Here is a 1,588-nt window from a genome sequence, read left to right as displayed (position 1 = left end):
GTCCAGGGCAGGCTCGACATTCCGTCCTCCACGCTGTCGCATCACCTCAAACGGCTGGTCGATACCGGGCTTGTCACGCAGGAACGGCAAGCGACGACGCTGATCTGCCGCGCCAACTATCCCGGCATGAATGCGCTGATCGGCTATCTCGCCGACGAGTGCTGCGCGGATGCTGTCTGCGCGCCCGCCGTCGGCAAAGCACTGGCCTGATTTTTCTGCGCGTATAATTCGAACATACCGGAAGGATCGAACCTATGGACATGATGGCAAACCTTCCCGTCGCGGTAATTGGCGCCGGCCCGGTCGGCCTTGCCGCCGCGGCGCATCTGGTCGAGCGCGGCATCCGCCTGCTGATCCTGGAGCGCGGCGAAAGCGTTGGTGCCGCACTGCTCGAATGGGGCCACGTGCGGGTGTTCTCGCCTTGGGAATACAACATCGACGCGGCGGCGCGGGCGCTGCTCGACCGCTCCGGCTGGACGGCGCCGGACAGCCAGGGCCTGCCGACCGGCGGCGAGATCGTGCGCGACTATCTGGCGCCGCTTGGCCGGCTTCCGGCGATCGCCGCCAATCTGAAGCTCGGCGCCGAGGTCACCGCGATCACCCGTCAGGGGCACGACAAGGTCGCCAATGAGGGCCGCAAGGACGCGCCCTTCGTCATCCGCTACCGCGATGGCGGCGGTGAGCACCGCTTTCTCGCACGCGCCGTCATCGACGCATCCGGAACATGGTGGCGGCCAAACCCGATCGGCATCGACGGGCTGCCGGTTGCCGGCGAAGGCAAGGCGTCGGCACGCATCGCCTATGGCATTCCCGACGTGGTCGGCAAGGCGAGAGAAGACTATGCGGGCAAGCGCATCCTGGTCATCGGCGGCGGGCACTCGGCCATCAACGTCGCGCTGGCGCTGATGGAGTTGCAGGATGGCGCGCCTGGCACCGAAATCTTCTGGGCGCTGCGGCACGCCAACATCGAGAGATTGCTCGGCGGCGGGCTGAACGACCAGTTGCCGGAACGTGGTGCGCTTGGGCTGGCCGCCAGGCAGGCGATGGCGGACGGCAGGCTGAACATGCTGGCGGGCTTCGCCGTCGACCGCATCGAGACGCAAGGCGAGAAGCTTGCCGTCGACGCCCACCTCGCGGGCAAGCCGTTCAGCATGGCCGTGGACCGCATCGTCGTCACCACCGGCTTCAGGCCAGACCTGTCGTTCCTCGACGAAATCCGCATCGCGCTCGATCCCGTCGTCGAAGCGCCGCCGGCACTGGCGCCGCTGATCGATCCGAACTTCCACTCATGCGGCACGGTTCCCGCGCATGGCATTGCGGAGCTCGCGCAGCCCGAACCCGGTTTCACCATCGTCGGCTCGAAATCCTACGGCCGTGCCCCGACCTTCCTGATGGCGACCGGCTACGAGCAGGTCCGCTCGGTGGTGGCCGATATTGCCGGAGACCATGCCGCGGCCCGCGAGGTGCGGCTGGTGCTGCCGGAGACCGGCGTGTGCAGTGCCGTCGGTGTCGCGACGGTATCGGAAAGCGCCGGCTGCTGTGGCGGGCCTGCTCCCCCCCCTGTCGAAGCCTTCTGCGTCAGGGATGC

General features: G+C 67.6%; 2 protein-coding genes. Both read left to right on the top strand.

From position 1 onward, the window contains the following. Positions 1-210, top strand: a 210-nt coding sequence (locus tag EN990_RS35170) for a helix-turn-helix domain-containing protein (RefSeq protein ID WP_164766238.1), incomplete at its 5' end; no start/stop codon positions are given. A 44-nt stretch (positions 211-254) separates the two neighbouring features. Next, on the top strand, positions 255-1,588 hold a 1,334-nt coding region (locus tag EN990_RS35165; RefSeq protein ID WP_127388577.1), incomplete at its 3' end, for an NAD(P)-binding domain-containing protein.

Source organism: Mesorhizobium sp. M7A.F.Ca.US.005.03.1.1 (genome assembly GCF_003997975.1).
Taxonomy (GTDB): domain Bacteria; phylum Pseudomonadota; class Alphaproteobacteria; order Rhizobiales; family Rhizobiaceae; genus Mesorhizobium; species Mesorhizobium ciceri.
The sequence above is the reverse complement of the archived record's forward strand: the minus strand, read 5'-3'. Positions and strand labels throughout refer to the sequence as shown.